The 26,560-nt window shown below is 62.0% G+C and carries 19 protein-coding genes and 1 pseudogene; 10 read left to right on the forward strand and 10 right to left on the reverse strand.

Annotation, left to right across the window (positions count from 1 at the left end):
* Window positions 1-45 precede the first annotated feature (45 nt).
* The gene (locus K5607_RS10925; RefSeq protein ID WP_221047022.1) at window positions 46-1,104 is read right to left on the reverse strand and encodes an HD domain-containing phosphohydrolase; all 1,059 of its coding nucleotides are present in this window, start codon (window positions 1,102-1,104) and stop codon (window positions 46-48) included.
* Between the two features lie 175 nt (window positions 1,105-1,279).
* On the opposite strand from K5607_RS10925, the gene K5607_RS10930 reads away from it, so the two are divergent.
* The 3 genes from K5607_RS10930 to K5607_RS10940 all read left to right on the forward strand — a co-directional run bounded on the left by K5607_RS10930 (window position 1,280) and on the right by K5607_RS10940 (window position 6,204).
* The gene (locus K5607_RS10930) at window positions 1,280-3,994 is read left to right on the forward strand and encodes a cation-translocating P-type ATPase (RefSeq protein WP_221047023.1); all 2,715 of its coding nucleotides are present in this window, start codon (window positions 1,280-1,282) and stop codon (window positions 3,992-3,994) included.
* A gap of 242 nt (window positions 3,995-4,236) precedes the next feature.
* Entirely contained in the window at window positions 4,237-5,151 is a 915-nt protein-coding gene (locus tag K5607_RS10935; protein ID WP_054772949.1) for an NAD(P)-dependent methylenetetrahydromethanopterin dehydrogenase, read from the forward strand.
* A 141-nt stretch (window positions 5,152-5,292) separates the two neighbouring features.
* Entirely contained in the window at window positions 5,293-6,204 is a 912-nt protein-coding gene (locus K5607_RS10940) for an NAD(P)-dependent methylenetetrahydromethanopterin dehydrogenase (protein WP_221047024.1), read from the forward strand.
* 103 nt (window positions 6,205-6,307) lie between these two features.
* Here K5607_RS10940 and K5607_RS10945 read toward each other — a convergent pair whose 3' ends face one another.
* The 4 genes from K5607_RS10945 to K5607_RS10960 all read right to left on the reverse strand — a co-directional run bounded on the left by K5607_RS10945 (window position 6,308) and on the right by K5607_RS10960 (window position 12,606).
* Window positions 6,308-9,418 (reverse strand): efflux RND transporter permease subunit, encoded by a 3,111-nt coding sequence (locus K5607_RS10945; RefSeq protein WP_221047025.1) that lies wholly within the window; start codon window positions 9,416-9,418, stop codon window positions 6,308-6,310.
* Window positions 9,419-9,461: 43 nt separating this feature from the next.
* Window positions 9,462-11,006, reverse strand: a complete 1,545-nt coding sequence (locus tag K5607_RS10950; RefSeq protein ID WP_221047026.1) for a cation:proton antiporter family protein — start codon at window positions 11,004-11,006, stop codon at window positions 9,462-9,464.
* Between the two features lie 34 nt (window positions 11,007-11,040).
* A complete protein-coding gene (locus tag K5607_RS10955) occupies window positions 11,041-12,069 on the reverse strand; it encodes an efflux RND transporter periplasmic adaptor subunit (RefSeq protein ID WP_217994874.1) in 1,029 nt (342 codons plus the stop codon).
* Between the two features lie 264 nt (window positions 12,070-12,333).
* Window positions 12,334-12,606, reverse strand: a complete 273-nt coding sequence (locus tag K5607_RS10960) for a DUF2024 family protein (protein WP_054772947.1) — start codon at window positions 12,604-12,606, stop codon at window positions 12,334-12,336.
* Window positions 12,607-12,781: 175 nt separating this feature from the next.
* Between K5607_RS10960 and K5607_RS10965 the strand changes: the two genes are divergently transcribed.
* Complete coding sequence (locus K5607_RS10965) at window positions 12,782-13,363, forward strand: MarR family winged helix-turn-helix transcriptional regulator (RefSeq protein ID WP_054772946.1); 582 nt, start codon at window positions 12,782-12,784, stop codon at window positions 13,361-13,363.
* 51 nt (window positions 13,364-13,414) lie between these two features.
* Here the strand turns inward: K5607_RS10965 and glnK are convergent, their stop codons facing one another.
* The 5 genes from glnK to zwf form a co-directional block, all read right to left on the reverse strand.
* Complete coding sequence (gene glnK / locus K5607_RS10970; protein WP_054772945.1) at window positions 13,415-13,753, reverse strand: P-II family nitrogen regulator; 339 nt, start codon at window positions 13,751-13,753, stop codon at window positions 13,415-13,417.
* 99 nt (window positions 13,754-13,852) lie between these two features.
* Window positions 13,853-15,208 (reverse strand): ammonium transporter, encoded by a 1,356-nt coding sequence (locus K5607_RS10975; protein ID WP_246599020.1) that lies wholly within the window; start codon window positions 15,206-15,208, stop codon window positions 13,853-13,855.
* Between the two features lie 318 nt (window positions 15,209-15,526).
* Entirely contained in the window at window positions 15,527-16,819 is a 1,293-nt protein-coding gene (locus tag K5607_RS10980) for an alginate export family protein (protein ID WP_221047028.1), read from the reverse strand.
* A 133-nt stretch (window positions 16,820-16,952) separates the two neighbouring features.
* Window positions 16,953-18,083: a glucose-6-phosphate dehydrogenase assembly protein OpcA gene (locus tag K5607_RS10985; protein ID WP_054772942.1), complete on the reverse strand. Its 1,131-nt coding sequence runs from the start codon at window positions 18,081-18,083 to the stop codon at window positions 16,953-16,955.
* Complete coding sequence (gene zwf, locus K5607_RS10990) at window positions 18,080-19,624, reverse strand: glucose-6-phosphate dehydrogenase (protein WP_221047029.1); 1,545 nt, start codon at window positions 19,622-19,624, stop codon at window positions 18,080-18,082. The genes K5607_RS10985 and zwf overlap by 4 nt, the downstream gene beginning before the upstream one ends.
* A gap of 215 nt (window positions 19,625-19,839) precedes the next feature.
* Between zwf and K5607_RS18255 the strand changes: the two genes are divergently transcribed.
* The 6 genes and pseudogenes from K5607_RS18255 (at window position 19,840) to K5607_RS11020 (ending at window position 26,557) form a co-directional block, all read left to right on the forward strand.
* A complete protein-coding gene (locus K5607_RS18255; protein ID WP_343222897.1) occupies window positions 19,840-20,259 on the forward strand; it encodes an accessory factor UbiK family protein in 420 nt (139 codons plus the stop codon).
* A gap of 26 nt (window positions 20,260-20,285) precedes the next feature.
* Window positions 20,286-21,134: pseudogene (locus tag K5607_RS11000) on the forward strand (YifB family Mg chelatase-like AAA ATPase); the annotation flags it as partial.
* Between the two features lie 127 nt (window positions 21,135-21,261).
* The gene (locus K5607_RS11005; protein ID WP_054772941.1) at window positions 21,262-23,061 is read left to right on the forward strand and encodes a hypothetical protein; all 1,800 of its coding nucleotides are present in this window, start codon (window positions 21,262-21,264) and stop codon (window positions 23,059-23,061) included.
* 59 nt (window positions 23,062-23,120) lie between these two features.
* Window positions 23,121-23,579, forward strand: coding sequence for a type II toxin-antitoxin system HicB family antitoxin (locus K5607_RS11010; protein WP_246598837.1), 459 nt, complete (start codon window positions 23,121-23,123; stop codon window positions 23,577-23,579).
* A 57-nt stretch (window positions 23,580-23,636) separates the two neighbouring features.
* A complete protein-coding gene (locus K5607_RS11015) occupies window positions 23,637-24,338 on the forward strand; it encodes a thermonuclease family protein (protein ID WP_082411373.1) in 702 nt (233 codons plus the stop codon).
* Between the two features lie 71 nt (window positions 24,339-24,409).
* Window positions 24,410-26,557 (forward strand): ATP-binding protein, encoded by a 2,148-nt coding sequence (locus tag K5607_RS11020; RefSeq protein ID WP_221047031.1) that lies wholly within the window; start codon window positions 24,410-24,412, stop codon window positions 26,555-26,557.
* Window positions 26,558-26,560: the final 3 nt, after the last annotated feature.

Below are 26,560 nucleotides of genomic sequence, written 5' to 3' on the forward strand. Positions count from 1 at the left end.
CCGGCCGAGCACGCGCCGGCCAAGACTTCCGAAGCGCCGGCCAACTCAGCCGGGAATGACGTAGTTTTTTTCCTCCACCAGGCACAGGCAGGCCGCGGCGACCTGGGCGTCGTAAATGGCGCCCGCGCCTCGGCGGATTTCCGCCAAGGCCTGCGGCAACCCCACCGCCGGCCGATAGGGCCGATGGGACGCCATGGCTTCCAGGGTGTCCGCCACCGCGATCACGCGCGCCTCCAGCAAAATGTCCTCGCCTCGCAGCCCGCGGGGATAGCCGCTGCCGTCCATGCGTTCGTGGTGTTGCAGGATCATTTCCGCCACCGGCCAGGGAAAACACACGTTGGCGATGATTTCGTGGCCCACTTGCGGATGGGTTTTGACCAGGGAAAACTCGTTTTCCGACAAGCGGCCGGGACGGTTGAGGATTTCCACCGGAACGTAAATCTTGCCGATGTCGTGCACCATGGCGCCCAGGCGCAGCCCTTCGATGCGCTCCGGCTCCATGCCGATTTCCCCCGCGATGGCGACCGCCAGCTTGGACACCCGCGCCTGGTGTCCCGCGGTGTAGGGATCGCGTTTTTCGATGGTGAGGGCGATGGCCTGTATGGTCTGCTCCAGGATGTCGCTGTACCTGCGCTGGCTTTCCTGCAAACGCTCCAGCGTTTGCACCAGCGCCTGGGAACGCTCCTCGACCATGCCCTGCAAATCCCGCTGCAAGCGGTAAAGCTTGAGATGGGCCTGCACCCGGGCCAGCACTTCCTCCATCTGGAACGGTTTGGTCAGGTAATCGACCCCGCCCGCCTGGAAGGCCGCCACCTTGTCCTCCACGTCCTGCAGGGCGCTGATAAAAATCACGGGAATTTCGCGCAATTGCGCATCTTGCTTGAGCCGCCGGCACACCTCGTAGCCGTCCATGCCGGGCATGCGGATGTCGAGCAAAACCAGATCCGGCGGATAGGAAGCCACCGATTTCAGCGCCAACTCGCCGCTCAGCGCCGGACGGACTTTGTATCCGGCCTGTTGCAAGATGCCGCTCAACACGTGCAGGTTGTTGGGTTGATCGTCCACGATGACGATATTGCCCTGCCCGTCGCCTCCCCCCCCCATAATTGCGCTCCGCTGATTTCCGATGGGCTAAATTGTAGAACCTATCACGAATCCCATGGCCGCATCGGACCAAACGCCCCGCTCGCCTCCGCGGCGCGGCCGCCGATCCGCCAGCCCCAGCCCGTAGCTAGCGGCGCTACACTATGGAACAACCGACAACAACCGGCTATTCGTCATGCGCCCCAAGGCACGCAGCCCCGCCCTTCCCAGCGAATCCGCCGCGCCCAGCTGGCATACCCTTGCCGCGGAGCGAGTGCTCACGGAATTGGCCAGCGGCCACGAAGGCTTGAGCAACGCCGAAGCGGAGCGGCGCCTGAAAGCCCACGGCGCCAACGAGCTGCGGACCGCCGCCGGCGCCTCGGCCTGGCGGCATTTGCTGCGCCAGTTCGCCAACGTGCTAATCGTCATCCTGCTGATCGCTACCGCCATTTCCGCTTGGCTGGGGCATACGCTGGAAGCCGTCGCCATCGCCGTCATCGTGCTGTTCGCCGTGCTGCTGGGTTTTTTCCAGGAGTTCCGCGCCGAAAAGGCCATGGAGGCGTTGCGCAAAATGGCGGCGCCCAACGCCACCGTCCTGCGCGACGGCCAGGAGATTTTGGCGCCGGCGCGCCAGCTGGTGCCGGGCGACATCGTGTTGCTGCACGCCGGAGACAAGGTGCCGGCCGACTGCCGCCTGCTGGAAGCGGTCAACCTGGAAGCGGAAGAAGCCGCGTTAACCGGCGAATCGGTGCCCGTGGCAAAAAGCACCGCGCCCCTGGGCCACGCCAAAACGCCGCTGGGCGACCGCGTCAACATGGCTTTCGGCGGCACGTCCGTCACCCAGGGGCGGGGCCGCGCCGTGGTGGTGAGCACCGGCATGGACAGCGAGTTCGGCCGCATCGTGACCCTGCTGAAAGACGCCGCGCCCCATAAAACGCCGTTGCAGCAGAACCTCGACAAAGTCGGCGGCAATCTCGCCGTGGCGGCCCTGCTCATCGTCGCCGTCATCATGGCCGCCGGCGTTTGGCGCGGCGAGCCCGTCATCGACATGCTGATATTCAGCATCGCCCTGGCTGTGGCCGTGGTGCCGGAAGCCCTGCCGGCGGTGGTAACCATATCCCTCTCCATCGGCGCGCAACGGATGATCCGCCGCAACGCCTTGATCCGCCAATTGCCCGCGGTGGAAACCCTGGGCGGCACTTCGGTCATCTGCTCCGACAAGACCGGCACCCTCACCAAGGACGAAATGACCGTCAGGCGGATCGTTTGCGGCGACTCGGACTGGGACGTCGGCGGCGCCGGCTACGCGCCCAGCGGGGCGTTTCTGCGCGACAACAAGCCGACCGCGGCGGACGCGCCGCTGAAGCGACTACTGCAAGCCGGCGCCCTGGCGGCGGACGCGGAAATCTTCTACGACGACAGCGAAAAACGCTGGCGCTTGAAGGGCGACCCCACGGAAGGCGCGCTGGTCTGCGCCGCCGCCAAGGCCGGCCTGGCCAAAGCCGATTTGGGCGAACGTTTTCCCCGCGTCGGCGAAATCCCCTTCTCTTCCGAAAGCAAGCGCATGACCACGTTGCATCGCGTCGACGGCGACGTGGTCGCTTACGCGAAGGGCGCGCCGGAGGTGATCCTGGCCGGCTGCGCCGCCCGGCTGGACAGCCAGGGCGCAATCGCCTTGGACGCCGAGTCGCACGAAAACATACTGCGGCAGGCCGCCATCATGGCAGGACAAGCGCTGCGGGTTCTGGCCGTCGCGCAAAAAAGCGACGCCAGCCTGGAAAACGCCGAACGGGACATGCTGTTCCTCGGCTTGGTGGGCATGATCGACCCGCCCCGCCCGGAAGCCCGCGAGGCGATCAAGACCTGCCATCGGGCGGGCATCAAAGTGGTGATGATAACCGGCGACCATCCCCATACCGCCCAGGCCGTGGCGCGGGAACTAGGGCTTCTGGACAACGGCCGGGTGGTCGGCGGCGCGCAGCTGGACGCCATGGACGACGCGCAGCTGGCGCGGGAAGTGGAATCCATCGACGTCTATGCCCGCGTATCCCCCTCCCACAAGCTGCGCGTGGTGAAGGCGCTACAGCGAAACGGTCACGTCACCGCCATGACCGGCGACGGCGTCAACGACGCCCCGGCGCTCAAGCAGGCCGACATCGGCATCGCCATGGGCATTTCCGGCACCGAGGTGTCGAGGGAGGCCGCCGCCATGACGCTCACCGACGACAACTTCGCCTCCATAGTCGCCGCCGTGGAGGAAGGCCGCGCCATTTTCGGCAACATCAAGAAGTACCTGATGTACTTGCTCTCCTCCAACCTGGGCGAGATCGGGCTCATGGGCGGCGCCGCCCTCATGGGCCTGCCCATGCCCCTCAGCGCCGTGCAGATCCTCTACGTCAACCTGGCGACGGACGGCCTGCCGGCCCTGGCGCTGGCGGTGGACCCGGCCGAAACCGACCTGATGCGGCGCCGCCCCCGCGACGCCCGGCGCGGCATATTCACCAGTCCGGTGGTCGGCCTGATGGTGGCGGGCGGCATCTGGTCGGCGCTGGTCAATCTCTGCCTGTTCATCGGGTGCCTGCAATCGGGGCGCAGCGTGGAGCAAGCCATGAGCATGACTTTCGTCGCGCTGGTGCTGATTCAACTATTCAAAGCCTACAACTTCCGCTCCGACCGCCACTCCGTCTTTCGCGGCCTGTTCAGCAATCGCTGGCTGCTGCTGGCGGTATCGTGGGAGCTGATATGGCTGTGGCTGGTGGTGGAGCCGCCTTGGCTGCAACCGCTATTCGGCACGGTGGCCTTGTCCTTGGAAGACTGGCTGGTGGCGGGCGCGGTGGCCGCCAGCATCAGCCCGCTGCTGGAGCTGGTCAAAATCGCCGTGCGCCGGGGATGGCTGGGCCAGGACGGTTGATCGAACGGGGCCGGGGCGCCACCGTCCCCCGGCCCGCGCCCGACTGTCCCAAACGCATGGATTCAGTGTTTCCTCCCGCGCACCATCGCAGCCTCGCCTCGGCGAAGCCGCGCCGTACGCGGTTCCCGCGCCGCCGGCCGGCGAGCCGCCGCCGGGGCGCGACATTGCGAAGCTGGCGCAGTCGTCTTTATACTTGGCGTTTTCCCATCCTTTGTCATATTAAAGAGCGAGGCGCGAGACCCATGGAAAAACCGTTTATCCTGCACATGTTCACCTCGGCTAAAAATCTCAGCCCCTTCGACGTCAACATGGCGCTGGACGCAGGATGGATTTCCGCCTTGCCCTACCTCAACCTCACCGTCGACGAGATTCAAGCGCTGGTGCAGGACGCCATTTTTTCGCGCAGCCTCAAAGCGGTGAAGCGCACCGGCATCTTCATCGGCGGCCGGGACACCCTTACCGCCATGCAGATGCTCCGCGCGGCGCAGAAGTCCATGATTCCGCCCTTCGAAATCTCCGCTTTCGCCGACCCCAGCGGCGCCTTCACCACCGCCGCCAGCATGGTGGCTGTGGTGGAAAACCACTTGCGCCGCGAGCATGACATCTCGTTGGAAGGCCTTAACGTGGCGGTATTGGGCGGCACCGGCCCGGTGGGCCAAATCGCCGCCGTGCTGGCGGCGGAGGCCGGCGCCAACGTGTGGATCGTCGGCCGCCAATTGGAGAAGGCCAGCCAAATCGCCGAAATGTGCAATACGGAATTCGGCGGCGGCAAAATCAAGATTCAGGCGGAAGCCGACGCCAACAAAGGCGAGCTGATGCAAAAAGCCGACGTGGTATTCGCCACCGCCGCCGCCGGCGTACAGGTGCTCAGCGCGGAAATGGTGGCCGACGCACCGCGCCTGAAAGTGGCCGCCGACGTGAACGCCGTGCCGCCGTCCGGCATCGCCGGCCTCTCCGCCCACCACAAAGGCACGCCGATCGAAGGCTCCAAGAGCGGCGCCAAGGGCTTCGGCGCCATGGCCATCGGCAGCGTCAAATACCAAACCCAGTCCCGCATGCTGCACATGATGCGGGAACTGAGGACCGAAACGGACAAGCCCGCCTTCCTGCACTACGGGCACGCCTTCGAAATGGCCCGCAAAGTCCTGGCCGACTGACATCCCGCCGCAGCGCCGCCCCGGCGGCGCTATAACCACAAAGAATGCGTTGCTGATACCGGCCCGGGGTTTCGCTAAGATTCCCCGGCTCCGGCGCGTCGCCGCGGCCCGAATTCCCTAGAACCCGCAAGCAGAGAAATAATGGAAAAACGCACCGTCCTCTACATGCTCGACCCGATGCCCCACAACAGCCCGTTCGACATCAACATGGCGATCGACGCTGATTACGACGTCGTGCTCCCGTTTAACCACGTCAAGCTGGACGACATCAACGCCCTCACCCAGGACGCCATTTTTTCCCGCGGCCCCCAGGGCACCAAGCACACGGGCATGTTCATCGGCGGCCGCGATATCGGCCTCGCCATGCAAATGTTGGACGCGGCCCAAAAAGCCATGGTTCCGCCGTTCCAGGTATCGGTCATGGCCGATCCCAGCGGCGGCTTCACCACCGCGGCAGCCCTGGTGGCGCTGGTTGAAAAGGAATTGAAGGACAAGCACGGCATGGGCCTGCAAGGCGCCAGGGCGGTGGTATTCGGCGGCACCGGCCCGGTGGGCATCGCCACCGGCGTGCTGGCGGCGCTGTGCGGCGCGGAAACCACCATCGCAGACCACGCCTCCCTGGACAACGCGCTGGAAAAGGCCGAAACCTACGGCCGCCTGTTCGACACCCGGCTGGAAGGCACTTGCGCCTCTTCGGAAGCGGACAAGGCCCATTTGCTGCACAATGCGGACGTGGTCTTCTGCACCGCCAAGGCCGGCATCCAGGTGCTGAAAGCCGCGGTGCTCGCGGAGGCCAAACAGCTGAAAGTGGCCGGCGACGTGAACGCCGTTCCGCCGCTGGGCATCGAAGGCATCAAAATGAAGGACCTGGGCGCGCCCTTGAAGCACGCCGTCAACAGCCCCGGCGCGGTGGGCATAGGCTCCCTCGCCATCGGCGATTTCAAATACAAGCTGCAGCACACTTTGCTGAGGCAGCTGCTCATACAGGACGAGCCGTTGTTCGTGGATTTCCGCCAAGCCTTGGCCGAAGCGCGCCGGCTGCTGGGAACCTGATCGACGGCCAACCGGCCCGATCGGTAAAAAGGCCCGCTCTAGGCGGGCCTTTTTATTGCGCGGCGCCGCGCAACGGCGCAGTCGACCGGCTCGGGGCCGACGCTCATGCTTCCTCGCGTTTTTCCTCGAACCAGCGGTACAGGGTCGGCAACACCACCAGGGTGAGCAGCGTCGAGGTCAGCAAGCCGCCGATGACGACGATGGCCAGGGGCTTTTGCACCTCGGAACCGGGCCCCGTGGCGAACAGGAAGGGAACCAGGCCCAGCAGCGCCACGGTCGCGGTCATCATCACGGGACGGAAACGCTGCTCGCAACCGCGCCGGATGGCCTCGTCCTGGCTCAGCCCGTCGTCCCGCAGGCCGCGGATGCAGGACACCAGCACCACGCCGTTGAGCACGGCGATGCCCCACAGGGCGATGAAACCGACCGAGGCGGGCACGGACAGGTATTCGCCGCTGACGAACAGCGCCACCACCCCGCCGATGGAGGCGAAGGGCAGCACCAGAATAATCAGCGCGGCAAAGCGCAGGGAGTTGAACAGCATGAACAACAGGAAAAAGATCGCGCCGATGGTGATGGGAATGATGATTTTCAGGTGTCCCAGCGCCCGCTCCATGTTCTGGAACTGCCCGCCCCACTCCAGGTAATAGCCTTCCGGCAGCGACACCTGGCCGGCCACGGCTTTTTGCAGTTCCGCCACAAAACCACCCAGGTCGCGGTCGCGCACGTTGATGCCGACGACGATGCGGCGTTTGGCCATTTCCCGGCTGATCTGGGCGGGACCGTCCAGCAGCTCGATTTTGGTCAAGTCGCCCAGGGGCACCCTGGCGCCGTTGGGCGAGGTGAGCTGGATCGCGTCGATGGCTTCGATGCTGTTGCGGAACTCCTCGGGCAAGCGCACCGCCGCCGAGAAACGCCTTTCCCCCTCGAAGATCTCCGTCGCCACCTTGCCGCCGATGGCGGTTTCGATGACGTCGTTGATATCCGAGGCGTTGAGGCCGTGGCGGGCGATGGCTTCGCGCTTCACCGTAACGGTCAGATATTGCTGGCCCGTCACCCGCTCCACGCGGATGTCCTGGGCGCCGGCCACGGCGCCGGCCACCCGGGCGATGTCGTTGGCGGCGGCCTTCAATGCCTCCAAATCGTCGCCGAACACTTTCACCGCCACGTCGGAGCGCACGCCCGTGACCATTTCGTCCACACGGTCGGAAATCGGCTGGGCCATCACCAGCTGTACGCCGGGCAGCCCGGCATAAAGCTTGTCGCGGATGGCGTCGGCGATGGTGTCCTGGGTCCAGCCGTCCGGCCACTGATCGCGCGGTTTGAGGCTGACGATGGGCGTCGATTCGTTCTGGCCCTGGGTATCCGCCGGACTTTCGCCGCGGCCGATATTCGTGACCGCCAGGCTGACGCCGGGGACTTCCATCACCAGGCGCATGGCTTCCATTTCCATCTTGATGCCCTCCTCCAGGGAGATGTTCGGCACCCGGTTGATGGCGGGAACGACGGAGCCTTCCTTCATCTCCGGAATGAAGGAGCTGCCGAGGAAAGGCAATAAAGCGGCGGCCAGGACGAACAGGCCGCCCGCCGCCAGGATGACGGTTTTGCCTTCCGCCATGGCCCAGCCCAGCAGCCGCAGATAGGGCCGCTTGAGGAAGGCGATGATGCGGGTGTCGTGCTCGCCGCCGTCCTTGCCTTGCAGCAAATAGGAACACAGCACCGGCGTCAGGGTAAGCGACAGGATGAGGGAAATCAGCAGGGCGATGGCGATGGTGTAGGCCAGCGGCGCGAACATTTTGCCCTCCATGCCTTGCAGGGTCATGAGGGGCAGGAACACCAGGATGATGATGCCGACGCCGAACAGCACCGGCGTGGCGACCTCCTCCGCCGCCAGCATCACCACGCGCAGGCGGCTGGTGCCGTGCCCCTTGCGCTCGGTGAGCAGGCTGAAGGCGTTTTCCACCACCACCACCGAACCGTCGACGATCAGGCCGATGGCGATGGCCAGGCCGCCCAGGGACATGAGATTGGCGGAAATGCCCAGTTGGTTCATGACGATGAAGGTGACCAAGGGAGTCACCACCAGCGTCGTCACCACGATCAGGCTGGAGCGCAGGTCGCCGAGGAACAGGAACAGGATGACCACCACCAGCGCGATGCCTTCCAGCAGCACCTTGGTGACGGTGCGCAGGGCGGCGTCCACCAGGTCGCTGCGGTCGTAGTAGGGCACGATTTTCAAATCGTCCGGCAGCATGCGCTTGTCGTTGATTTCCTTGACCCGCTGCTTGACGCGGCTCACCACGTCCTTGGCGTTGCCGCCGCGCAGCATCATGACGATGCCGCCTACCGATTCCGTATAGCCGTTCTTCAGCACCGCGCCGACGCGGACTTCATGGCCGATTTTCACCTCCGCCACGTCGTGGATGTGCACCGGCACGCTTTGCTCTTCCTTCAGCACGATGCTGCCGATGTCGTCGACGTTGCGGATCAGGCCGACGCCGCGGATCAGGTACTGCTCGGCGTAATGGGGCAACACGCCGCCGCCGCTGTTGGCGTTGTTGCGCGCCAGGGCGCCGAACACGTCGCTCAGCGTCACGCCGTAGTGGCGCATGCGGTCCGGATTGACCAGCACCTGGTACTGCTTGTTGTAGCCGCCCTGGGAGTTGATTTCCGCCACGCCAGCAATGCCGCGCAACAGCGGGCGCACCACCCAGTCCTGCGTTTCGCGCCGGCTCATCAGTTCATCCGGGCTGAGGGCGCGCCGGCCGTCGTCGTCCCGCTCCAGCGTGTATTGATAGACCTCGCCCAGGCCGGTGGACACCGGGCCCAGTATGGGCGTGACGCCTTCCGGCATGCGGGAGGAAACCTCCATCAGCCGCTCCATCACCAGCTGCCGCGCGAAATAGACCTCGGTGGCGTCGGTGAACACCAGGGTGATGATGGACAAGCCGTTTTTGTTGAGGGAACGCATTTCCGTCAGCCCCGGCAAGCCGGTCATGGCGATTTCCAGGGGCACGGTGATGAAACGCTCCACCTCTTCCGGCGAACGGCCCTGCGCTTCGGTGGCGATCTGCACCTGGACGTTGGTCACGTCGGGGAAGGCGTCCACCGACAGGGATTGCAGCGCCCGCACGCCGAAAGCCGCCAAGCCCAGCGCCACGGCAAGAATCACGATGCGGTTGCTCAAGCCGCCGCGTATCAGCGCCTGGATCACGGCCGGCTCCTAAACAAGCGGCAACAGCGCGGCGACGGCGCCGTCACGCCTTTTCCTCGCCCGCTTCCAGCATGCATTCCGCCAACCGTTGCCCGGCCTGGACCAGGGGATGGAAGATGCGGTTGGCGCCGGCCTGGGACAATAGTTTGTCCTCGTCGTCGCTGTACGCGACGACGCCGATGAGACCGGCGAACCGGCGGCCGCGCAAGGCCTCCACGGCGCCCAGCCGCGCCTGGAATTCCGGCATGGTCAAAATGACGCCTTCCAGGCCTTCCAATTGGAGGCGCTCCCACAGTTCCGCGTCCTCGGCATCGCCGTACAACACGCGGCGCCCCCCTTCGCGCAACGCGGCCAGGCAAACCGGGTCGGCATCCAGCCCCAGGGCGCGAACGCCTTTTTGCTCCAGCATCGCATAGGCGGCGGTGCCGGTGCGGCCCATGCCGATAATCAGCCATTGCGTCATGCCCAGCAATACCGGCAGGCGGTCAGGGTGCTTGCCGCCCCGCTCGAAACGCAGCAACAGCGGCTCCATGACGGAAAAAATCCGGTGGGAAAAGCGGTTCAGCAGCGCCGCCAGGGCCAGGGACAAGGCCACGGCGATCCCCATGGTCCGGCCCCAGCCGTCCGGCAGCAAACCGGCGTCGGTGATGACGCGGGAAGTCAGCAAGGCGAACTCGCTGTAAGTCATCAACGCCAAGGCGCTAACGAAAGCCGTACGCGCGCGCAAACCGACGAACACGAACAGCAGGAAAAACAGCCCGCCCTGCAAGGGGAGCAGCAGCACCAATTGCACGGCGCGAAGCAAATCCTCCCGCAACGGAAGTCCCGCCATACCGATTTGCAGGAAAAACGCGATCAGCAGGATTTCCTTGAGCCCCCATAGCTTATCCGCCAACAGCTTGGCGTCCGGGTGCCCGGCGAATAGCGCGCCCATCCACAAGGCCCCCAGTTCGGCGGACACTCCCACCGCTTTCGCCATGGCGCCGCCGGCCAGGGCGAACAACACGCCCATCAAGAGCTTCATTTCCTGGCTTTCGTTGACGCCGAACAGACGGAACGCCGCCGGCCGCAGCAGCGGCAAGAGCAGCAACAGCAGCGCCCAATAGCTCGGCCGCCCGCCCCCGGCCAGCGCCAGCAGGCCGACGGCGACCACGTCCTGCAGGATCAGGATGCCGAGGGTGATGCGCCCGTGCAGGGTGGACAGCTCCGCACCGTCCTCCAGCACCTTGACCGCCAGAACCGTGCTGGAGAAAGCCAGGCTGGCCCCCAGCAACAAGCCCCCGGTGAGTTGCTGCTCCAAGTAAAAAAACGCCAGGCCGGTGCCCAGGGTGACGAGGCAAAGGTGCAAACCGCCCACCCCCAACACCTCGCGGCGCAATAGGCTGGAAAACTGCAGTTTCAGGCCGACGGTGAACAGCAGCAGTTCGATGCCCACGTCCGCCAGCGGAGCGATGGCGCCGCTGGTCGGCACCGCGAAGAAGTACAGGCCGTAACCGGCGGCCAGATAGCCGACCAAGGGCGGCAAGCGGCACAAGCTGGCCAACAAGCCGGCTCCGTAGGCGGCGGCCAGGTAGTAGAGCTCGGTCATGGCAGGCGAGACGCCGGAGAGCGGTAGCGTGGCATTACTCCAGCTCCTTGCGCAGCCGCTCGCTGTTCAAATGGAAAGCGCCGTCCACCACCACCCGCTCTCCCCGCTGCAGGCCCTTGAGCACGCGCCGCACCTGGCCGTCCCGTATGCCCAGCTCCACCGGGCGCAAGCTGAACTCGCCCGCGGCGGTTTCCACGTAGACATAGTCGCGATTGTCGCCGCGCACCACGGCCGAGTCCGGCAGCACCAAATCCCTGACGCCGCGCTTGCGTATCACCAGGGTGGCCAGCATTTCCGGCTTGAACAAGCGCTGGGGGTTGGGCATGGCCATGCGCACGGTGACGGTGCGGGTTTCCGGATTCACCAGATCGGCCACGTAGACCAGCCGCCCCTTGATGGGCGAGCCCGATGCGGCGGGAATTTCCACTTCCGCCTCGTCGCCGGCGCTGACCCAGCGGGCGTCCTGTTCCGGCGCTTCGGCCACCACCCAGACCTCGGACAAGTCGGCGATGGTATAGACCGCATCCGCCGGCTGCACGACCTGGCCTTGGGTGATGTTGCGCTCGATGATGGTGCCGGCGAGGGAGGCGGTGATGGCCAGGTCGGAGTCGATGGCGCGGGTTTCAGTCAAGCGCTGAATGTCGTCCTGGCTCATGCCCAACAGACGCAACTGGTCGGCGGCGGCCTTGCGCTCCACCTCCACCTCCTGCAATTCGTGCCGGCGCTCCGTCACGATCACATCGCTGACGGCCCCGGCTTTCGCCAGGCGTTCGGCGCGATTGGCGGTCAGCTGCTTAAGGTTCACCTGGCTCAAGGCTTTAAGATACGCGGCCTGCGCCGCGCCCAGGTCGGCGCTGTGCAAACGGGCCAGCACCTCGCCTTTTTGCACCGCTTGCCCCAAGCGCGCGCGGATTTCCACGACCCGTCCGCTCACCGCCGAACCGATGCGCGCCACGCGCAACTCGTCCAGCTCCACGCTGCCGGCGATGCGCAATATCGCGTCGGCCTGCCCTTCGCCCACCGCCGCCACTTTCAGGCGCTGCAACAGCGCGTCGGACGCCACGACGGTGCCCGCCGACGCCGCATCTTCGGCCCGGGGCGCGGAACACAGCAGTAGGAAAAAAAGGCACAGCGAACCGCAAAGACAATATCGATCAGGCATAGGCAGCAAAACATGGCGCCCGCGCCGCGAAACCGCAGCGACGAAACGGGCAGAATGATCCTAAGTCTACCTTAAGCCCGGTTCCTAGCCTACGGCGAATCCCCCGCGGGCCATCGTCCGCCTCGCCGGAAATGTCTCATCGACGCGCCGGAATTGGCGGGCATCTCAAGGCGGGCAGCCTTCCATTTTATAAATGGCATACCCCTGGGCGATGATGTCGTCCAGCATCGTTTGGGGAGCCGTCGCTTCGCTGTGGCAATAAGCGCAGCTTTCCGCGTTCACCACCGCGCTTTCCTCGCCGATGCTGCGCAGCCACTGCCGCGCATACTCCAGCGCCTTCGGCTGCTCCCGCTGCAACGTGACAACGTCGAAATGCATGATGCGGCCGTTGGCGCAGCGGGCATAAGTATCGAAAACATGGATTTGTGTCGCATTCATTAGAGGAGGCTCCTGAAAAAACGGGGACGCGGCTCTTCACGTCCCCCCAAAATCTCCGAGGATGGATTTTATCGGCGCCGCTGACCGACACACATAGTAGCGACGCGATACATTATAAGCTATATAATGTTAACACCCCTTGTCAAGACCATTTTGCCTCGATACCATTATCCCTATGGACGCAGCAAGCATTTACGAATACCTCGAACGCATTTCCCACCTGTTGCGCGCCGACGCGCGCCGCACCGACAGCGGCGCCGGCCTGCAGCCGGTGCAACTCGAAGCGCTGCACTACCTGAGCCTCTGCAACCAATACAGCAACACGCCTGCGGCGGTCGCCGACTATCTGGGATTGACCAAGGGCACCGTGTCGCAAACCTTGCAAGTGCTGGAAAGCAACGGTTATGTGGAAAAGCAGCCCGACGCCAAAGACCGGCGCGTGGTGCATCTACTGTTGACGGAAGAAGGACGGGAACTGGTGGCCAGCGCCATTCCGCCGAAAACCTTGCGCGGCGGCATAGACAGCCTGTCGGAAAACGCCCGCCAGCAACTGGGGGCGACTTTGCGCTTCCTGCTGGAAGCCATGCAGCGCGAAAACCGCCGGCGGCCCTTCGGCGTTTGCAGAACCTGCCGTCACAACACCGATCTTGGCGGCGACAGCTTCCGCTGCGAACTCACCGGCGGCACCCTGACGGCGGTGGACGTAACCCGTATCTGCCGGGAGCACCAGCCCGGCCACATCCGCCCTTCGCTATAAAGCAAAACGGCTACGCGCCGTGGCGGCGCGCAGCCGTTCGCCGCGATTGGATTAAATCGCCTGCTCGCCGGTTTCGCCGGTGCGAATACGGATCACTTGATCCAGCGTGCTGACGAAAATTTTGCCGTCGCCGATCTTGCCGGTGTTGGCGGCTTTAATGATGGCGTCCACCGCCGCGTCCAGGCCGTCGTTGGCGACCGCCACTTCCACTTTCACCTTGGGCAAAAAATCCACCACGTACTCGGCGCCGCGGTACAGTTCCGTGTGGCCCTTCTGCCGACCGAACCCCTTCACTTCGGTAACGGTAACGCCTGTGATGCCGATGTCCGACAATGCCTCGCGCACATCGTCCAGTTTGAATGGCTTGATAATGGCCGTGATCAGTTTCATGGTTGGAAAGCTCCTGCGCTTGCACTTCAAATCTGTTAATAAACCCGCAACATTATAGGCCAGCCCCGCTCCGACGGGCAGCGGGAACCCGGCCTCGGCTTACAGATGGTAGGCCTGCTCGCCGTGTTCGTTGATATCCAAACCTTCGCGTTCCACTTCTTCCGGCACGCGCAAGCCGATAGTCCAATCCACCGCTTTATAGGCAAGGAACGATACCACGCCCGACCAAACCACCGTGACGCAAACGCCCCAAGCCTGGCTGGTCACCTGCGCCAGCATGTCGAACTCGCCGACGGCGTTGGCCACGTAGTCGTAAACCCCCGCGCCGCCCAGGGCCGGCGAGGCGAAGACGCCGGTCGCCAAGGCGCCGAACATGCCGCCGACGCAATGCACGCCGAACACGTCCAAGGAGTCGTCGTAGTCCAGAGCGTGTTTCAAGCTGGTCACCGCCCAGAAGCACAGCAGGCCTACCACCAATCCCATGACGATGCTGCCCATGGGGCCGACGAAACCGCAGGCCGGGGTAATCGCCACCAATCCCGCCACCGCGCCGGAAGCGCCGCCCAGCATGCTCGGCTTGCCGCGGCCGATCCACTCGGCAAAAGTCCAGGACAAGGTCGCAGCGCAAGTCGCCAGCAGGGTGTTGACGAACACCAGGGCGGCAACGCCGTTGGCTTCCAGGTTGGAGCCCACGTTGAAACCGAACCAGCCCACCCACAACAGGGACGCCCCCACCATGGTCAAGGTCACGCTATGGGGTTTCATGGACTCCCGGCCGTAACCGGTGCGCTTGCCCACCAGCAATGCGCCGACGATGCCGGCGATACCGGCGTTGATGTGCACCACGGTGCCGCCGGCGAAGTCCAAGGCGCCTTTCTGGAAAATGAAGCCCGCCGTGGCCGCGGCGGCTTCCGCTGCCTTGGCGTCGGTATAAGCGTCGGGACCGGCCCAGTACCACACCATATGGGCGATGGGCAGGTAGGCGAAGCTGAACCACAACACCGTGAACACCAGCACCGCGGAAAACTTCACCCGCTCCGCGAAAGCGCCCACGATCAAAGCCGGCGTAATGGCCGCGAAGGTCATTTGGAACGCCATATAAATAAACTCCGGCACCGCTACCCCTTTACTGAAGGTCGCCGCCAGGGAATCCGGCGTGATGCCCTGCAAAAAAGCCTTGCCGAATCCGCCGAAGAAAGCGTTGCCCTCGGTAAACGCCACGCTATAACCGTATATGGCCCACAAAACCCCGATCAGGGAAAAAATAACGAATACCTGCATCAAAACAGACAGCATATTTTTCGCCCGCACCATACCGCCGTAGAACAGCGCCAGGCCGGGTATCGTCATGAGTATCACCAATAGCGTCGCCACGATCATCCAGGCGGTATCGCCCTTATTAACCGTCGGGGCTGCCGCATCGGCCCAAGCCTCCGCGCCGCTAAGCAGCGTCATTACCCATACCAAATTCAAGCTCGTACGTTTCATCGCCAACTCCTATATACGTGACGATTAACCGCATGCAGAAAGCGGGCCAAGCTATATATGCCGGAAAACCTGCACATTTTCCCCAAGCCGGCGTCCCTCGGCACCATGCAGGTGCATATGGCCCGGCAACGCGCTCCATTTTGGCTTTCGGCACGACGGATAGGCGAAACGGCCCGACGCGGGGTGTTCAAGTCCGGACGATAAGGCTGGAAAACGAGGCGGGGACGGCCGAAGCCTCCCGGAACCGGTGCGCCGCGCGCCCCTCGAGGGCGCGGCGCACGGCTGTCAGAAGCTCACCGAGCCCTGCAACCAGATTTTCTGGGTGTCGGAATAGGTGTTGGTGGCGCTGCGGTTGGGATCGGCCACGTAATCGGCGTACTTCAGCAAGACCGAATAGTGCTTGCCGAATTTCTTTTCCACCTGGGCGTCGATCTCGTGGCCGAAATCCACGCCGCCGTTGGCGGAACTGAACTCATGGTACTGCACGGTCCACTCGACGCCGAAAGCGGCGGTTTTGGCCGTGCCGTACATGTCGCGCAGGCCGTTCCTAGGTGTGGTGAGGAACTTGTCGGCCCAGCCCTGGAAAGCGTGCAGCGTGGCGAGCGGCGTTTGGAAGGCCGCGCCGTTGTCGGCCCCCAGTTCCTCGAACGCGCCTTTCAGCACCACGCCATAGACGTCCACCCCGGCCTCGCCCAGCCAGTAATCGGCGTGGTAGTTGATCGGATTGTTCTTGTAGTCGGACTGGTGGGCGTATTCCGCCGTATACAGCGCCTTGACGTTTTCGACAATGGGCGTGGAGCCGTCGAAACGCACCCCCACGGTTTTGGTGGAGCGGCTGAACGAATCGGCGATGCCGAGATTGCGCAGTTCGTTGGTATTGTCGTAATCCAGCCATTCCCCGTGCACGGTCACCTTGCCGAAAGGCAAGCCGGTATAGGCGATATTGAAAATCGGCGAATTCATGCCGATGGAGCGCGAAGTAATATCCTGCACCTTCCAAATATAACCGGCGGTAATGGTGGTATCCGGCAGGGATTTATTGGTGATGGTGGCGGCGTCGAAAGTCTGCTGCATTTGCCGCCAACCGACGTCGCCGATAAAGCGGTGGTTATCGAAAGCGATGCGTTGGCGGCCGACCTTGATACTGCTGTCCGGCAGCCCCGCATAATTCAACCACAACTGGTTTAACTCGTTGGCCTGCGGATCGACGACCAAGGGATAAGCCGTTTTACCGTTGCGGGTGCTATTGTAATCGTTGGTGCCGATATCCTGGTTGCCCTCGTATTCGGCGAACGCCTTAAATCCCTGCCATTCGGGCGTCAGGTAGCCCAAGCGGATGCGCAAAGTGGAGGCGTTGGCCGGGTGGTCGATGGCCGTCGCCCTGCCGGTGCTCAGAACCCGTTCCTGGTCCACGTATTCGTAACGGTAGCGGGCGTCGAAATTGACTTTGCCATACTTGCCGTCCTCCAGATTCAGCGCTTTCTCCACCTCTTCATCGAAACCGGCGTATGCCGTGCCGCCGATACCCAGCACGAAACAGGCCGCGGCGAATCGCGCCAAGCCATTTGAATAATACATTTTTCCCCCCGCGGACGGACTGAAAGTCGCCCGGTCATTATTGCCGACATTTGACTAACGCCCGAAGTATAGCAAGGACCGCACTGCGCGGTTCTCCAGGTTCGGGAGCCGTCAAGCCGGAGGGCAAACGGGCCTATTTGCCGAGCACGCCCACCATTTGATCGGACAGGGCCAGCACATCCTCGAACAACTCGTCATGGAAGCGATGGGCCAATTGCTGCGCCACCAATTCGGCATGACCGACGTCCGGCATGGCGATCACGGTTTCGGCCACGTGGGCCGCGACGCTCTTGACCCCCAGGGTGCGCTCGCCCAAGCGGGAGAACGTCACCGTGCAGTCGCCGTTGCCCGCCCAATGCCACAACAATTGGTATACCCGCGCCTCGCCCTCGTCGCGGCGCCGGATCAGCACGTCCACCCGGCCGTCTTCCCGCTCGAAACGCCACGTGATGGCCGACTGCGAAATCACCTTGGCGCTCACCGGCCGCCACTTCAAACGCACGGCCAGCCACCCCACCAGCATCCAGGCCACCGGCAGGGCATGGGGGCCGTGCTCAATTTCCAAGCGCTTGACGTTGTGCAATGCGCCGGGCGTGACCTCCGGCGCCAGCGATTCGCTCATCAGCTTGCGCCAGGCTTTCAAGCGGCGCCACGCCAGGTTGTAGATCACCTGCTCTTCGTTGCCGGCGATCCAGCGCGCCACTGCCTGAATGCCCTGGGCCGGGTCGCGCCAACCGATGCTGTCGAAAATCACCTGATCCGCGCCCGCGGCCAAATTGTGGAAAATCTCGCCGGCCAGCGGCGGCGGCTGGTTGGACACCCACCACAGGGCGATCGGCAGGTTGCCGATGCACAAGGCGCGGGGGATGGACGGCAGGCGCTTGGCGGCGCTTTTATGGCAATACACCGTCACTTGCTCGGCGCACAGCTGCCAGCCCTCGCTCACCGAGCGGTAATGGACGGAAACGAAAGCGGTCAAATCCTCCGCTTCCGACGTTTCGCCCACCAGGAACAGGATGCGGGCGGGATGGACCTCGACGATGCGGGGCAGATATTCCAACACGGTGTTGGCATCCGCCTGGGAATCGCAATACACCACCAGATTGGACATGCAGGCGCGCGTCAATGTCTGCCCGCCGACGGCGCCGGCGCTGGGACTCACCGAGTCCCACAATCCCGCCAGGGTTTTTTCGATATCCGCCAGATTCGCCGCCACCGGCGGGCTGGAATAAACCGTGTGGGCCAGCGACTTGGGGGCGCTCATAACAACCGCCACTTGCGTCCGTCGGTTTCGATCAACCGATCCGCCTCCAACGGCCCCCAGGTGCCCGCCTCGTATTCCGGCAACCAGCGCGAGCGGTTGTCCGCCCAGGCATCGAGGATGTCCTGAATCCAAATCCACGACGATTCCACCGAGTCGCGCCGCATGAACAGAGTGGCATCCCCCGCCATCACGTCCAGCAGCAAGCGCTCGTAGGCTTCGGGGGAACGCTCGCCGAAGGTGGAGCCGTAGCGGAAGTCCATCATCACCGGGTAAATGCGCACTTTCGCCCCCGGCAACTTGGTGGCGATGCGCATGGACAGGCCTTCGTTGGGCTGGATGCTCAAGGCCAGCACATTGGGCTCCAACGGATGGTTGCGGTCCGCGTTGAACATGATGGGCGGCACGCTCTTGAACTGGATGGCGATCTCGCTGGCCCGCTTCGGCATGCGCTTGCCGGTGCGGATGTAGAACGGCACGCCGGACCAGCGCCAATTGTCGATGAAAACCTTGAGGGCGACGAAGGTTTCCGTGGTGGAGGCGTTGTCCACCCGCTCCTCGCGGCGATAACCCGGCACTTCCTCGCCCCGCCAGAAGCCGGCGCCGTACTGGGCGCGCACCACCGACTGCTCGACATTGTTGCGGTCGATGGGACGCAGGCAGTGCAGCACATCCTGGCGGCTGTCGCGGATGACGTTGGCGTCCATGGACCAGGGCGGCTCCATGGCGATCAGGGTCAAGAGCTGCAAAATATGGTTCTGCACCATGTCGCGCAAAGCCCCGGCCTTGTCGTAATAGCCGGCCCGGGTCCCCACGCCGTCTTCCTCCGCCACGGTGATCTGCACGTGATCGATGTAGCGGGAATTCCACAACGGCTCGAAGATGGCGTTGCCGAAGCGCATGACCAGGATGTTCTGGACGGTTTCCTTGCCCAGGTAATGGTCGATACGGTAGATCTGCTGCTCGTCGAAGTTCTCGCACAGGCTGGCGTTGATGCGCCGCGCGCTGGCCAAATCGCGGCCGATGGGCTTTTCCACGATGATGCGGGAGAAGGGGCTGACGCCGTCCATGGGCATCACCAGGCCCGCTTGGTTCAACTGCTGCACGCAGGTTTCGATGAGGGCCGGCGGAATGGCCAGGTAATAGATGCGGTTGCCGGGGATGCCGAATTTCGCCTCGATCTCGTCGAGGCGCTTTTTCAACTGTTCGTAAGCCTTGGGGTCGGTGAACGAGCCTTGCTGGAAGTGCAGCTTGACCTCGAAGTCCGGCCAAAACTCCGAATCCAGCGGCTGGCGGGAATACTTTTCCACCCCGTCGCGGGCGAACTCCCGGTAGCTTTCGTCGTTCATTTCCTCGAAAGCGAACCCGAGCACGGCGAAATTGGCCGGCAGCTCGCCGTCCAGCGCCTGGTTGTACAACGCCGGCAACAGCTTGCGCCGGCTCAGGTCGCCGCCTCCGCCGAAAATCACCAAGGTGCAAGGCTGCGGCCTTTGCGCATCCTTCAGTCCGGCCATCAAGGGATTGTCCTGGCGTCCTTCTCTCATGCACTACCTCGTGTTTGGTGAAACTTGATCGCGTTCCCCTGCGACTGGATGCCGGTTCGGAACGCCCGGCGCGGAGCCCTTCCCCGCGCAGTTTACTCGTTAAGCCGGCGAACCGCAGCGCGTTGTGGGCGGAGCGGAAAAAGGGGCGCCATCCGGCCGCCGGGGACCGGCCGCACCGTCTCGCCCCCAATCGGAGCAGTGTTTATGCCAATCCCATGCGAACGAAGCAAAACGCCGTACCGCGCGCCCCGGCGGCGAGCGGCGCAAGCGCCGCCATGGTGCATCGGGACCGGCCGGACGCCGAATCCGGGCACGGCGGACAGTGGACGCTGCCTCGCCGCCTGGGCTATGCTGTGCGCAGATTCCTTCCCATCCGAACTCCCATGATCGACCCCAGCACCCTCGACGACATCAGCCGCCGTCTCGGCGCAGCCCTGCCCCCCGGCCTGCACGCCCTGCGCAAGGACCTGGAAAAAACCTTCCACGGCGTATTGCAAGGCGCGTTCCACAGCATGAACCTGGTCAACCGGGAAGAATTCGATGTGCAAAGCGCCGTGCTGGCCCGCACCCGCGCCAAGCTGGAAAGCCTGGAAGCCCAAGTGGCGGAGCTGGAAAAAAAGCTGCTGGAGCGCTGATTTGAAAACGCCAGGGATCGGCAGACATGACCCTTGCCACCGTCTATAGCCGGGGCAAGCAAGGCATCCAAGCGCCGCTGGTGACGGTGGAGGCGCACCTGTCCAACGGCCTGCCCAGCCTGTCCATCGTCGGATTGCCGGAAGCGGCGGTCAAGGAAAGCAAGGACCGGGTGCGCAGCGCCCTGCTCACCTGCCATTTCGAATTCCCGGCCCAACGCATCACCATCAACCTGGCGCCGGCCGATTTGCCCAAGGAAGGCGGACGCTTCGACCTGGCCATCGCCGTGACCATCCTGGCCGCCTCCGGCCAGATCCGCCAGGCCGAATTGGGCCGCTACGAGTTGCTGGGCGAACTGTCCCTCAGCGGCGAGCTGCGCCCCGCCAAGGGAGCCCTGCCCGTGGCCGTGGCGGCCCGCGATTGCGGCCGCGCCTTGATCCTGCCCGGAAGCAACGCCGCCGAGGCCGCCCTGGCCGCCGGCGCGGAAATCCTGGCGGCCAATCACCTGTTGGAAGTCTGCGGCCACCTCAACGGCGAGGCCCCCTTGCCGGAAACGCCCAGCGACCGGCCGTCCGCCCCGCCCGTCTTCGACGTGGACCTGGCCGACGTGCACGGCCAATACCAAGCCAAGCGCGCCCTGGAAATCGCCGCCGCCGGCCGCCACAACCTGCTCATGCTAGGCCCGCCCGGCACCGGCAAGTCCATGCTGGCGGCGCGTTTGCCGACCTTGCTGCCGGCACTGAGCGAAGCGGAAGCCTTGGAAACCGCCGCCATCACCTCGGTCAGCGATCTACCCCTGGACCCCGGCCGCTGGCTGGCGCCGCCCTACAGGGCGCCGCACCATACGGCGTCCGCCGCCGCCCTGGTCGGCGGCGGTTGTCAGTTTTCGAAATTGCCGCGACGTTTTGGAAATAGCTGCGACAACTTCGTAACCACCGAATCATATTCACCCGCAACGCCATCCTTGCTCGCACAAGGATGGCGTTTTTGTTTGTGAGGCAGGCATGGCTGTACCCTTCAACCGCGAACTGAAGCGCGTCAGCAAAGCAGCGAGGCTCCAAGACCACCTCCCCGAAGGCAACCGCAACTGGATGGCATGGTGGTATTGCGGCATCTATAAAAACCGAGTGGCCGACTCTCAGCCACATGTCCTTGTAGCGTTCCGTGAATGGTCTTCTGGGGCCTTGTCGGATGAGGTAAGTCATCGGCGCGTACCACTAACAGCGCTTGGTCAGATTCGACTAGGAACCATCTGGCGCGAAGGCGTGTGCCACTCGGAAGCCATATACGATACCGCGCGGTTCTCTCTCGACTTTACGCCGGGGGCATGGAGGCTGACATCGTTTGACGAAGCGGCCAAACAAGGGCACGCCGCCCCACCATATCCCCACAGCCTTTACCCTTTAAAATACCGCGGCGATAAAAATTGGCTCATTGCATTCGAGCTGCTCACAGGCGGCACGTTGGTCGTCCCTTGCATCGAGTTTTTCTCCCGGTGCTACGGGCGATCCGAAGAATTGAAACGAATCCTGACAACCTACGAATGGCACGGAGAGGACCAAGCCTATACGAGCCGCCTATATGCTCCTCTGGGTGAGTCTGAAGAGCCAGGCAAATGGAAAGTCAAATTGAAAAGGCGGCTCGTCAATGGCGATGTCGTCTTTCTTGCCCATGCAAAGTACGACTCCTACACAGAACAAATAGCCAAAGATATTTATGGTCAGCTCGAATCGCAATATGACCCTAACAACAAGGCACCTACCTTCATCAGGGTAGCGCCCTGGTTTCAAGGTCCCGCTGAGCTAAAAGTAAATGGTATCTGGTTCAATGACCGGCGATCTTTTCTCGCCTTACAAGTGCTCGGATGCAGTGATCCCAAAGGAGCACCACTCCAGCGAGATCGAGAGAACACGAACAAGGCAGACCAGCCAGCAAGGGAAGAAGGACTTGGTGAGGCGTGGGCCGGAGCGCCTGTCCGAAGATCGGTCAAGACACCAGAGATTGTTGATTTAACAGGCGATGAGGAGCCGGATCATGGCGCGGCTATGGTCGAGATACAAGACCCAGATTTTGAGGTGCTTGGGGAACCCCGCACAGTCATTGACGTCCGAAGAGATCGCGCCAAGGACGCTGCGGGCGCACGAAGTAAGGGGAGTCATGCAACCTCCTTTTCAAGTGGCGAACCATACGGTTCAGAAAAAGGCGTAGGCTACGCTTCGATCCACGCTCGCCCCGTGATGGACTCAAATGGCATATTGCAGGACATGTGGAATGCGATGCAATTCCTGAGTAAGAATCGGCCGGGACTAATCCTGTCCGCTGAGTGGTTTACCTTCGCGGATGGATTCAACACGGATGACAAACCAAAGCTAATCCGCCTCCGGCCATTCGATGACAAGACCATAGTAAAAGGCGATATCAGAACGTGGCCATACTTAGATGTAATTACCAGGCAGGAGCTAAGAGGCGTCTTGGTCACTCGACTGATGACGTGCGGAAAGGCAGTGTATATCGTCGAAATCCAGCGCCGGGTACGAAAAACGAAGACTGTAGAAGGAGAAATCAAGGATGATGAGGAGTCTTTCAAAGGGCTGGTCTTCACTCTGAATAAACCGGAAGTGTTTGAAACGTGGCTGATAAGCTTCCTTAGAGACATTCGTGCGGTCAAGGGAATTGTTCAACGGATTGTGGCTAATTGCCCGGGTAAAGCGGCTGCGTTCAAACATGTCCCAGCGAACAATGAACGAGTGCCTTGCGAAGCAGCGGTGCTAAATGCTTTGGAAAAGGTGGGGGTTCAGGTATAGCCAGAATTAACTACCCCAACAGTTCCAAGGACAAGAAAAGAATTGATATCGAGTTATAAATGACGCCAAAAATGCTGAACCCGCATATACGAGGTCCTATTAATGCATATCCCGTCATCCTGGAACGCGGCGAACGAGAAGTGTTGGTGGATTTCGTAGACATTCCTTGGGCGCACACGATCGGAGACGACGAGGAGAGCGCTCTGCTCAACGCCGTGGACTGCTTAGAAACCGCGTTTGAGGCGTTGATAGACCGTCGCGAACCGATACCCGAACCGTCCGCGCCAAAACGCGGACAGCGCGTCGTCATCGTGCCGGTGGTTGTTGCCGCCAAGGCGGCGCTCCACAACGCCATGCTGGCGGCGGGTGTCCGCAAGGCTGATCTGACCAAGCGCTTGAACATCGCCCCAACACTGGCTGACAGGCTGTTGTCAATGCGCCATCAAACCCGCATCGAACAGATTGAAAACGCCCTAGCGGCGTTGGGCCAAAAGCTGGTGGTGGACGTGACGCAGTAGCTTACGGCCGACCTCAGCACCAGAAATTCCCACGCAACTAGAAAGGAACGACACAACATGAAACACCACTTCCTCCTAATTACACTGCTTGGGCAACTGTTGCTACCTATAGCCACCGCAGGCACTCTACTCGAAGGTCGCGTGGTCAGCGTGCATGATGGAGACACTCTCACCGTTCTTACGCCCGAGCATCGCCAAATCAAAATTCGTTTGGCCCAAATCGATGCCCCAGAAACCAGCCAAGATTTCGGACAGAGATCCAAGCAATCACTGTCCGACCTAGCCTATGGCAAAAACGTCCGCATTGACGCCGAAGCAACCGACAAATACGGACGCACTGTGGGCAAAGTGCTAGTCGATGGCCTCGATGCCAATCTGGAGCAAGTAAAGCTAGGTATGGCCTGGGTCTATCGGCAATATGCAAAGGATTCCGCCTACTTCACCGCAGAGGACGCCGCCAAGAGCTCGAAGGCGGGCCTGTGGTCGCAACCGAATCCTATCCCGCCCTGGGAGTACCGGCATGGCAGCCAGAAAGGCAATGCTGTGGTTATCGAGCCGCATACCAAGACCGAAAACGTACGTAGTTCGGTTAATAGCCCACTAGACCCAACCGCCGACAGCGTTCAATGCGGAATCAAACGCCTCTGCAAGGAAATGTCTTCTTGTGCCGAAGCCAAGTTTTATATGAACCAGTGTGGCCTATCTCGGTTGGATAGGGATGGGGACGGAGTGCCATGTGAGGCCTTATGTCCGAACTAAAGGAAACGATCTGCCAGGGGAGCCATGAGATATCGTAAGGCCCGGAAACACGCAATATTTTGGAAATAGGAATGAATCAGGAACCACTCAAACTGCCGTTTCGTCCACGGGCTAGGTTGCTACAGCTACTTGGAGATCAGCTGATAGGATCGCCTCGACTTGCAATATTCGAGTTGGTAAAGAACGCTTACGACGCCGACGCGGAAACGGTGACCGTGACGCTGAAGCACCTCACTACACCAAGCCCGACTATCGTTGTAGAAGATGACGGCGAAGGGATGACACTGGAGACGATCCGCGACATCTGGCTGGTGCCTGCTCATGATCATCGGGCCGTTCAGCGTAAGGAGTCCCAACGGACACGACGCAATCGACTACCGCTCGGTGAGAAGGGGCTTGGCCGTTTCGCAGTTCATAAGCTGGGTGACAAAATCCAACTGGTCACACGCGCAAAGGACAGCTTGGAATGCGTTGTCGACATCGACTGGGATGTTCTTATCGAAAAACCATTCCTGTCTGAAGCCGACGTCACCGTACGAACCCGGACGCCCCAGGTATTCATTGGCACAAGGACTGGCACGATGCTCACGATCAGCCGACTCAGAGAGAGTAACTGGACGCGAGGAGAAGTGCGCAGACTACTTCGGCAGATCACATCAATTTCATCGCCATTCGAAGACCGGTCTGATCGATTCAGAACTTTGTTGATAGTCCCTGAGCGTCCCGAGTGGGTCGCCGGTGTTCCCGATGTCGAGGTGTTACTTGACCGCGCGCCGTGGCGTTTCTCCTTCATCCTAGAAGATGGGCAGCTGGATTGGTCCTATGAATTCAGGGGGGTCACAGGAATCAAACTTGCACCCAGAAGTGCGGAAATGACAGCGACTTCATTGCTGATTGCCTCGCGTCGCGATGTTGATATCTATGATGATGACCAGGGCGCCAAATCGAAAAAGCCGAAGAAAGTTACTGCCGACGCAAACCATGCGGAAGGTATTGGACCGATTAGGGGAACATTCTTTGCCTTTGATCGAGACCGGGAGGTTCTCGCGAAACTTGGAGACACCCAGTTGGTCCAAAACTTCCTTGACGAAAACGGTGGCGTTCGGGTCTATCGTGACGGCATTCGCGTGTACAACTACGGAGAGCCAGGCGATGACTGGCTGGGTCTTGATCTTCGTCGGGTCAATACTCCGGGCCGCAATCTCAGCAGAAACATCATCATAGGCGCGATTGACCTATCTCTCGCCCATAGTCAAAAGCTTCAGGAAAAAACCAATCGTGAGGGCTTTGTCGAGAACGACGCATATGCTCGACTTCAGGAACTGGTGCTTGGTGCGCTGTCTATCTTTGAAGTTGAACGCAAGATCGACAAAGACAACATCCGTACACTGACTGAGAAGGGCAACGATCCGGAAATCCGAAACATCAGCCAGCCGCTAATGGCGCTGCGCAACGCGGCAAAAAAACACAACCTATCCGCGGAACTTGACCCGCTGATCGACAAGGCTGAGAAAAACTACAACGAAATGCGTGACACTATGTTACGTGCCGGTTTGTCCGGTATGGGCCTAGCCGTCGTTTTCCATGAAATTCAACAGGGTGTGAGACTGCTTTTCGACGCCATCGAATCCGGCGGCAAGCCAGAAACGATACAGGTGCAAGCACGCGAACTGGTACGAATGCTCGACGGCTTCACCGAACTGCTACGCAAGGGAGACAGGAAGCTTCACAGCCTCAAACACCTCATCCGACGTGTAAGGGACCTCAACAAGATTCGGTTCAGAGCCCATAACGTCAAGCTTATCTGTCCAGCCCTCGAGGACAACACCCCGGACATCGAACGAGAATTCTCGTTCGGCCTCATGCTGGGAGCCTTGAATAATCTTCTCGACAACGCCTTCTATTGGCTCCAAGTGCGCTGGCCGGAAAGCGAAGGCACCGCGCCACGCCAGATCTATATCAATATCGAACAAGAGCTAGCAGAGGGGCCGGCCATCGTAGTCGCCGACAACGGTCCTGGGTTGGTGGATGACCCAGAACGTCTTACTCGCCCGTTTTTCAGCCGTCGTCCAGATGGCATGGGGATCGGGCTTTACTACACAAACATGGTGATGGAGCTGAATGGTGGGCGCCTGGGGTTTCCTGACGCCGAGGAAGCTAATGCCCCAAAAAACCTCGATGGCGCAGTACTCGCATTGATTTTCGGTAAAGGAAGGTAAGCG

It is taken from the genome of Methylogaea oryzae, assembly GCF_019669985.1.
GTDB classification, from domain to species: domain Bacteria; phylum Pseudomonadota; class Gammaproteobacteria; order Methylococcales; family Methylococcaceae; genus Methylogaea; species Methylogaea oryzae.